Raw genomic sequence first — 8,573 nt, 5'->3', positions numbered from 1 at the left:
GAAACCACAGATTGCGCAGATTTCACAGATTCGAAAAAAAGCGAAGGACGAAAGCAAATGAATTTAACGGAAAAACTGCTGACTGATGACTGATAACTGGTCACTGGCCGCTGGAGACTGGCCGCTGCCTGGTTTCAATCCCTTATTCATCAGGGAAAAAATGCAAGAGGAAAGGAGATTGTCAATGGCTAAAAAACAGACCTTGTTTCAATCCCTTATTCATCAGGGAAAAAATGCAAGTACCGCCGGCTGGACCAAAAACAACGGCATTGGGTTCAGTCTGGGCCGTTTCAATCCCTTATTCATCAGGGAAAAAATGCAAGTGCATTTTTTGAAGAACCAAATCTGTATAATGCTAACTGGGGTTTCAATCCCTTATTCATCAGGGAAAAAATGCAAGGGGACCACAGAAAATTAAAATCGATAAGCAAAGGAGATTACGGTTTCAATCCCTTATTCATCAGGGAAAAAATGCAAGGTGAATTCGCTTGTGCGGATTGTTGAACGCTGGGATGATGGTTTCAATCCCTTATTCATCAGGGAAAAAATGCAAGAACAAGGCAACTACAAAAAAAACACGCAAAAAAAAGGCGAGGTTTCAATCCCTTATTCATCAGGGAAAAAATGCAAGATGGATGTGGAGAGATTCTTTGGAAAACGTGTTTTGGAAGTTTCAATCCCTTATTCATCAGGGAAAAAATGCAAGAGTCCTCGTAATTATGACAAGTCGGCTCACCCAAAGAAGAAGTTTCAATCCCTTATTCATCAGGGAAAAAATGCAAGATTACTGCGAAACAAAAATCCGTTTTGATTATAACACAATCGTGTTTCAATCCCTTATTCATCAGGGAAAAAATGCAAGCTGCTGTATGCATTAAAAATGCGCATCAAAAATCACAAAATCGTTTCAATCCCTTATTCATCAGGGAAAAAATGCAAGTGCCCAGATATCTTTCCAGTTCGGATCCGCCACCGGATGTTTCAATCCCTTATTCATCAGGGAAAAAATGCAAGACCGGCCTTTGCAAGTCTTTTGTTTTCAAGGGGTTGCAAAGGCAAAAACTGTAACCCCCTCTTTGAGGGCCTTTTTCGGCAATTTTTTTGTGCCCTCCCAAAGGCCAAAATCTCTATAAACTTTTGAAAGACCGAAACTTACAAGTTTTCTGTAATCGGCACATTTTCTATTATAGGCCGACCGGCGGTTCTGTCAAGCGTTTTAAGCCCTGATTCTGCAAATTTTTACGTGCAAATATCTTTAAAAAACCGCCCATATTACACACTATACGGGTCTTTTTTCTTTACAATCCATCCATGCCCCGTCCGGCCGCGAAAACCGTCCCGCCGAGCACGGGTTATTCACAGGGGGTATGCTTTCTGCACCCGTACCCGTATTCCTCCGGTTCATACAGGATAAAATCCCCATCGCACACCTCGTACCATCGGCAATATCTGCACCCGAACTCTTCTTCCTTTATCTGGTCCAATCGACTCTGTTCCATTTTTTTCTTACCGCCGTTGAAAAGTTCGCCGCATTCCTTGTCTTCTATGCCCTCTGTTTCTCGTCTTTCTCAGGCTCCAATCGGACCTTCACCCAGCCCATCGGCATGGTCCCGCCCGAGAGGGTCCGGGAGTTGCCCCAGCCGCGGGGGTTGTACGGCTCGCGAAATTCGTCCACCGTCGTACACTCGACATGACTGAACCGCCCTATCCGAAGCGGGAATTCGTTATCGTTACACTTGTTTAGGAGATCCAGCAACTTTTGGCTGTTCTGTTCCAGTTCGGAACTGGAACGGTAAAACTTATCGTGCTCCTGCTGCATTTTCGGCTGATAAAAAGCACGGCAGGCCTTGAGAATCATGTAGGCATCCAGCTTCATCGACACAGCGGGGATTTTTTTCCCTTCACGGTTATCAAAGAAGCTTTTTTCAGGCAATTGGTCGTCGATATCGAGTGTGCCTTCAGCCCGAATGTCTTCATCGTTGTCATCTTCCTTATCGAGCATCGAAAAACACTGCTCGTAAAACATCTGAATTTTCGAGGGGTCAGCGCCGGCCGTTTTTTTCAGCTTAAAAATTTCTGCTTTATCAATAAAGGTCGGCATTTCTTCCGGCAGCATCGCATCCGATATTTTCACACACCGGAATGGGTCGGTCTGGGGATTAAATTTGTACTGTTTCAGACAAAGCGGCTCCAGCTGGGTTTTGCCAAATTCTTCATAAGCCTTCTGGAGCTGCTCCTGATAGATTTTTTTCTCGTCGTACTTTTTGTTTTTTTGCTTCAATTTTTCAATAATCCGCTCAGTTCTTTCTTTGGCCTTTTCTACGGCTTCCTGCTTTTTCTGTTTCAGAGATTCTTTTTTCTCCTGAGCCAGGGTATTGATTACAGCGGTTCGGATGGCGCCTTTGATGGAGGAGCCGGGGATATAGGCCCGCCAGGTGCCGGGGGTTCGGGTAAAGAGACTGACTTCCATCTGCCGGTTCCGATCCGAAAGACTATTTTTGTACTCCGACTCAAAGGCCCCTGCATCCGCTCTGAAGCAGGCGTACTTTTCGGGGTCAACATGGCGGCAAATAAAGTCACGGATAACAAACGGATTGGGGTCCGACACTCTGCGGTCGAATTCGGCCCGGAGGGCCGGCGGCATCTCTGAGAGGAATCGGGGCAGGTCAATCCGGTAAAAAATGCCGTTTTTGACGACATATTCCGTCGGGTCGATATCCTGTCCGGAGCCGATATGAACGGGGGAAAGGATGGTAATGGTCATTTTGTATCGCTTCATATAACCTCCGTAAAATCACAGCAGACCGGCAGGGCCGGCGCAAGGGCATACTGGCACACTTCCGGGAAAGAGCGGTGAATGTTTTGGACAAGCCGGCCGTAAAAGGGACGCGGGCTGTCGGTTTTCAGCACCGACCCGGCCGTCAGCAGAATCAGCGGCTTTTTATACACATCGTGAATGCCGCTCGGATGAGGCCCGACGGCCCAGTCGCCGCCGAGTTTGCCGATTTTGGTCTGGAGTTTCCAGAAACCCTCGGCGGGGTCCTGTTCGGCGGGTGCACAAGCGGCCAGAAGGAGGACGGCATTGGGTTTGGAAACAGCCGGCAGGACGGCCGGAGAAACCGATTCGACAGCAACCTTGCCCTTGCCGCGGGATTTGTATTTGCCGTAGCCGCCCTCAAGAGCCCGCTCAAACAGGGCCTTGATTTTCTCGCCGCTGTACTGAGCCGAGGCGGCCAGAAGACGAAAAACGGGCGGATCGGAAGGGTCAATATGCCACTCTTTGGTGAAAAAGAGCGACCCTTCCTGGCCGGTGGTGCCGGTCAGACGGCTGATGGTGTTGTGGGCCACGACGGTTTCTTTGGGCAGTATCGGGCTTCCGCACTCGTTGTCGAGAAACCAACGAAAGACGGCCTCGGTGCTCAGCCCGCCGCAAAGGGCATGGAGGCCCTTATCCGGCAGAAAGGACAGTTTGTACATCCATTTGAGGAAATCGAAGGCCTCAATTTCGTTTGGTTTTGCATTCCCGACCGGAACTTCTCCGTCTTTTTCGACATACAGGTGCTTTTCCAGTTCGCTCTTTGGGATGCGCCGGATTTTCTCGAGCAGGTTCTTTTCCTGCTCGGGGGTCGGCCGGGGCAGGTGCGGAAGCGGCCAGTAGCCATCCGGGAAGACATCGGACAAAAGCAGCGGCGGCGCTCCGTCGGCATAGGCACGGAGAAAATCGGCGAGGGCCGCTTCGCCTTCGTGATAGCGGAGGGCCCAGCACAAATGGCCGAACAGGGTATCGGCCGACAGCCGCGTGCCCAGAGCCGTGTGCACCTTCAGTTTGATTTCGTACCATTGCATAGGTCAGGGCCTTTCCGTTCAGACTGTAGGCAGGGTGAGGGGATTTCCGGCTTCGTCTTTGAGGTCGATGAATTTGACCTTGCCGCATCCGCGGGAGCCGCAGCCGCCCAGATAATCCTTTTCCACCAGTGCCAGGGCCTTCAGGACAACTTCCTTGAAGTACTTTTCATCCGTCGCTCCGCCGTCGCCGGTATCGAGCACGCGGTAGGCAATATCGAGGTCAAATGTCACCCCCGGCACCACCCGCTCAATCGGGCGGGGATTTGCCATGGAGGTGATGCGGTTGATAGAGTTTTCATGTTTGACTTCGGTGATGTCCTGACCGCCGGCAAATGCTTTGCGGGATTCGTCGCTGAGGAAGCAGTCGCGTACGATAAGGCGAGTCAGACCGACCTTGTTATCCTTGCTTGCGCTGTGGCCGAAAACCCGTGTGATGGGACATTCCGGATTGGTGTCCATGAACACTTCGCCCTGCGGATGGAGTTTGCCCAAATGCCATTCCATCAGCGAACGCATCCTGCCTTTCAGGGACGAACCGGGAATGTAGGGTTCTTCGTTAGCCGGATTTCGAAGGACGGGATTGTCCACACCTCCGATTTCCATCGTATCATTGGATGCCCCGATATGCAGACCGGTTTGGACGAAAATTTTTCCTGTAATGACCTTAATTTTGACGATTTTTTTGAATTCTGACATGGTTTATTCCTTTCCACCAATTTTGTCATAACCATACGCAAATCCCAGCACCGCCTCGAAGAAAAGCACAAAAGCACGAAAGTTTTTTTCACTGCTGCCAACTTTTTTGATGTGGATTTTTAGAAAGTTGGCAAACTCTGATGGAATTTTTTTCGAAACAGCTTTTTCTGCATAGCTTACCTTGCTCAGGAACATTTTAAACAAAGGCAGAATTTGTTCCCACGGACGACCGCTATCTAATTGAAAATGCAGATTTTTTATCGCTCCGAAAAATCGGCGAATCTGGTTTTTGGATAGTTTTTTTTCTGGAAAAGATTTTGCCCAGGCTTCTGCCCAGTCTGAGAGCAGTTGCACCGGCATATTACCTGAAGAATCATAGTATATTACGTCAGGCAACGGAATAGTTTCGTTATGGCGGTTTTGGGTTTCTCGATTCCCATGACCGCCTGAATAAGAATGTTTTTGCTGACTCATAGCCAATCCTCCAAAAAAGGTTAACGGTTCAGATAGAGACAGTATGTTGCGGCGACTTTGAGGCGCCGGATTTTGTCTTTTCCTGCATCATCGGCCGTGAGGGCGGTAAGTTCCTCGATACGGCGAAGGCCTGCGGGCTGTCTGTCTTCTTTATCGACCGGCTTGACATTTCGGGCGATGTCATACTTCAGGTGCGAACGCCAGAGCAGCTTGCGGAGATTGACCGGCGTTTTGCCCGCGTCGGCGCACTCTTCAGCCGTTTTCGCATAACGGAGAAGGCGGTAAACAAAGCCCTTGGCAGCCCTGATGCCCTCTGCGCCGTCTTCTGTAATCATCTGATCAAAAAAGGCGGCATCCCGTCCAATCGCCTGCTCAAAAGACTCCCAAGTGAGAACAGTGTTGAAGACACAGATGCGGTCTCTGGTTTTCTTGGCCTTTTCGAGGGCATCGCCGGCCTGTTTGGCGGCCTGAGAAAGCGGGAAGCGGCTGTGGCAGAGGGCAATGCCGGCCGAGATGGAGATTTCCGGATGTCCGCAGACATATTCCTTAAACTTTCGCCGGAGAAAGGCGGCGAACTTAAGCATCGTAGTCCACGGGCCGACCAGAAGAAGGTCATCGCCGCCCGCATAGACGGTGTAGATATTCCGAAAATCAGGATTTTCCTTCGGCGGATTGAGGAACCAGCCGGGCAGGATGCCGCAGAAAAACAGGTTCAGCTGCCGGGACAGGGAGATATACCAGCTCAGCGGGGCCCGGGCATTTTCGAGGATTTTGGAAAAGAGCATGCCCAGTCGGTCCACATCAGCTTTCAGAACCGCCAGCAGGGGCTCGCCTTTGACCTCGATTTTCTCCTTTGTTTTGCGGATTAACGAATCGGCACAAAGCTGAGCAAAAGATTTCGGCTGGCCGCTGCTGTAAATGGATTCGTTCTCCTCCGAGAACTGCTGACGGAGCCAGTCGGCAATCTCCGGAAATTCGTAGAGCGGCCGGTCCTGTTCCGTCTGTCGGGGAATGTAGTTGGCCAGCAGGAGACCGCAGCGCGTTTGGCCGAAGGATTTGGATTCATTGCCCGGAACGAGCTCGAAGCAGCCGACAATGTCGGCGGAAGCGGCCGGGGCTGCTTTGACGGCAAAATAGAAGGCACCAAAAGGATGGGCCATCGGCAAGCGAGCCAGTTCTTCGCTGAATGCACCCGGAAGAGCAGCCCCGGAAACAATCAGAAAGTTTCCGCTGGTCAGTTTCTTCCCCAATTCTTCAAAAAATTTGTTTTCAGGCAATTCCTTTGAATTTTCCCCTTCTTCTGATGGAGTTTTGGGAATCAGCGACGGGTCGATTGGAGGGAGGAATGCACTCGGATTCCAGCGGGCCCCATCGGTCAGGACGGCCCTTTGGGCCTGCCTTTTAGCATGATCCATCTGCTGGGCCAGTTTCTGCTGGATTTCGTAAAAACGCTCTTTTTTGAAATCGTTGCCGCTTAATTCAGTTTCATAGCACAGATTCAGATGGAGTTTGCCGGCAAAGGTACGCCGGAACCAGTCGTCAATCTGCTTTTGGGTATCTTTGATAGTATCCAGACAATCGGGCGTATTGTGGACAAGCAGGGTAAAGTTTCCGCCTGCATCGATGATGCGGTTGACCTCCGGCAGGCCGACCTTCTGCAAGAGCAGCGACCCGGCCAGACGCGTAATCAGATTCAAATAAAAAGACTTGGCGCGGAGGCGTTTGCTCAGGCCGGACGGATTGTCCAAAGCGGCATCATATAAATAAGACTGGATGCCGCTCAGGTCGCCCTGGACAATACGGAATTTCTTGGGATTGTAGTCCTGAATGTCTTTTTCAGTCATTGTGTTGGTCCGGCTGTGATACTGATATAGGGCGCAGGCAAAGGCCGCCGTCGTTAGGGAGTGGTCCAGCAGCGAAATTTCCGCAAACTGGCTTCGATGGCTCCGTACAGACCAGGAGTAAAGCCCAAAGACCCAAATCAGCTGGTGAATAAACAAAACCGGATTCGTCGGCTCCAGCCGCTCAAAATGCTCCAAGATACTATTCCACAAAAGGTTATGGTCCTCAACAGGATTCGCAGAAGCAGAACAGGGAAAGACTTTTTCATTCAGTTCCAGGGGAATCAGCGGCAGATGGATAGCTGCGGGTTTTTTCCAATCCTTTTTGACAATCGGGGTAATGCCGGCAAAGATGCTGTTGGCAAAATCGCGGATTCCTGCATCACGGGGAACGGCGGAGTCGTCTTTTTGGTCTTCCGCCCGGTCTTGTCCGGCAGAGAGCCAGTCTGCCGTCTGGACAATGAATTGAAGAGGTTTATCGTGATCGGGCTTGTGATGATAGCAGGCGATATTGGCAATTTTCGAGGCATCCAGCTCGCGCGGCAGCTTGTTTTTTATTTTTTCCATAAATTCGTTGGTGCAGGCGGCGTGGATATAGCCGTAATTGCCGTCTTTTCCCGTCGGACAGATTTGCGATTTTAATCTTTCAGATTGATCGGAAAGCTCGATGCGAGCCCGCTCGCCGATTTTGCCGATATCGTGGAGGATGGCACCGATACACAGTTCAATCAATTCTTTCTGCATCATATTTGTCCTCTTGCAAAGGGGTTATCTGGATGCGGCCGAAGCCGAAGCTGGCCGCCTTTCCAACGCCAATAATTTGGGCAATCGACAGCCAGGACAGAAACGGCTCCAGATTGCCTTCATAAATCGCACTTCCGACCAGACCGCTCATCTCAACAGGGCGTTTCTGTCTGCCGGAAAATCGGCGGAACTCAATTGGTTTGGTTTGGCTGCAAACAGAGGAAACGGCCGCCGCCGCAGAATAATCAATAGAAAGATTTTCCGGCGGGGTCCCATAGAAATACGTCAAAATAGAGAATCTTCGGACAATCGCACGGATTAAATCCTCGAATCGGATTGCAGAAGGTTCTCTGCCGTTGACTCGAAGACGCACGGGCGTAATAAAATCCGTTCGGATGCGCTTACAGAAAGGAAGCACATTTTGAGGATATTCTGTTTGGACTTTCCGGAGGCAAGCCCCCTGCTCCTGATAAATCTCCAACGCAAAGGAGGGCTGGACAATCCGGGTAATTTGGAAAGGTATCCGGTCTTTCCCGAGCCCTTCTTTGCCCATTTCGATGAAACTGTAGGCGATATAAGGAAACAGCTCGATGGCCCTGCCGAAAAGACGCATGCCGAAAGAAAACATATCGCCCGGCTCGATTTGGGCAGGGTCCTCCGGATTAACCAGAAGTGTAAAGGGCTGCGGGACATAGGGATAGAGCCGCATCATCTGACGGTCCTGCGGAGGAATCCCTTCAAAGATGCAGCTGTAAGCGCAAGTGGTCCGAACGATACAGTCCTGACAGGTGCTCTGCTTTCGATGACAGACCGTCTGTTTGAGATGATACCCGAAGCCGCCTCGAAGAGTGGCCCCCCGAAACGGCGGCAGACATCCTTTGCCCTCAAACCGTCCTTCAATTTGGACTTCTGCAAATGTATAATACTCCCCGAAAACTGAGCGCATAATTAAGGTGGATTTGTCGCCTGAGA

General features: G+C 50.5%; 7 protein-coding genes and 1 CRISPR repeat array. All 7 genes read right to left on the bottom strand.

Annotated features, from left to right (window positions below):
• Window positions 1-131 precede the first annotated feature (131 nt).
• A CRISPR array of direct repeats spans window positions 132-1,014; the repeat unit is 36 nt; unit sequence GTTTCAATCCCTTATTCATCAGGGAAAAAATGCAAG.
• A gap of 338 nt (window positions 1,015-1,352) precedes the next feature.
• The gene (locus WHS88_12470) at window positions 1,353-1,499 is read right to left on the bottom strand and encodes a hypothetical protein (GenBank protein MEJ5260993.1); all 147 of its coding nucleotides are present in this window, start codon (window positions 1,497-1,499) and stop codon (window positions 1,353-1,355) included.
• A 44-nt stretch (window positions 1,500-1,543) separates the two neighbouring features.
• Window positions 1,544-2,779, bottom strand: a complete 1,236-nt coding sequence (csm5, locus tag WHS88_12465) for a type III-A CRISPR-associated RAMP protein Csm5 (protein ID MEJ5260992.1) — start codon at window positions 2,777-2,779, stop codon at window positions 1,544-1,546.
• Window positions 2,776-3,846 (bottom strand): hypothetical protein, encoded by a 1,071-nt coding sequence (locus WHS88_12460; GenBank protein ID MEJ5260991.1) that lies wholly within the window; start codon window positions 3,844-3,846, stop codon window positions 2,776-2,778. The genes csm5 and WHS88_12460 overlap by 4 nt, the downstream gene beginning before the upstream one ends.
• A gap of 18 nt (window positions 3,847-3,864) precedes the next feature.
• Window positions 3,865-4,542, bottom strand: a complete 678-nt coding sequence (csm3, locus tag WHS88_12455) for a type III-A CRISPR-associated RAMP protein Csm3 (GenBank protein MEJ5260990.1) — start codon at window positions 4,540-4,542, stop codon at window positions 3,865-3,867.
• Window positions 4,543-4,545: 3 nt separating this feature from the next.
• Window positions 4,546-5,016: a type III-A CRISPR-associated protein Csm2 gene (gene csm2, locus WHS88_12450; GenBank protein ID MEJ5260989.1), complete on the bottom strand. Its 471-nt coding sequence runs from the start codon at window positions 5,014-5,016 to the stop codon at window positions 4,546-4,548.
• Window positions 5,017-5,036: 20 nt separating this feature from the next.
• Window positions 5,037-7,604: a type III-A CRISPR-associated protein Cas10/Csm1 gene (cas10, locus tag WHS88_12445; protein ID MEJ5260988.1), complete on the bottom strand. Its 2,568-nt coding sequence runs from the start codon at window positions 7,602-7,604 to the stop codon at window positions 5,037-5,039.
• Window positions 7,582-8,573: CRISPR system precrRNA processing endoribonuclease RAMP protein Cas6 (cas6, locus tag WHS88_12440; protein MEJ5260987.1), on the bottom strand; the 992-nt coding region annotated here is incomplete at its 5' end. The genes cas6 and cas10, both read right to left, overlap by 23 nt.

It is taken from the genome of Anaerohalosphaeraceae bacterium (assembly GCA_037479115.1).
Taxonomy (GTDB): domain Bacteria; phylum Planctomycetota; class Phycisphaerae; order Sedimentisphaerales; family Anaerohalosphaeraceae; genus JAHDQI01.
This window is presented reverse-complemented; position numbering and strand designations above follow the sequence as displayed.

Coding starts and splice junctions, on each gene's coding strand:
- WHS88_12470 (MEJ5260993.1), bottom strand. CDS start 1,499: ATGGAACAGAGTCGATTGGACCAGATAAAGGAAGAAGAGTTCGGGTGC.
- csm5 (MEJ5260992.1), bottom strand. CDS start 2,779: ATGAAGCGATACAAAATGACCATTACCATCCTTTCCCCCGTTCATATC.
- WHS88_12460 (MEJ5260991.1), bottom strand. CDS start 3,846: ATGCAATGGTACGAAATCAAACTGAAGGTGCACACGGCTCTGGGCACG.
- csm3 (MEJ5260990.1), bottom strand. CDS start 4,542: ATGTCAGAATTCAAAAAAATCGTCAAAATTAAGGTCATTACAGGAAAA.
- csm2 (MEJ5260989.1), bottom strand. CDS start 5,016: ATGAGTCAGCAAAAACATTCTTATTCAGGCGGTCATGGGAATCGAGAA.
- cas10 (MEJ5260988.1), bottom strand. CDS start 7,604: ATGATGCAGAAAGAATTGATTGAACTGTGTATCGGTGCCATCCTCCAC.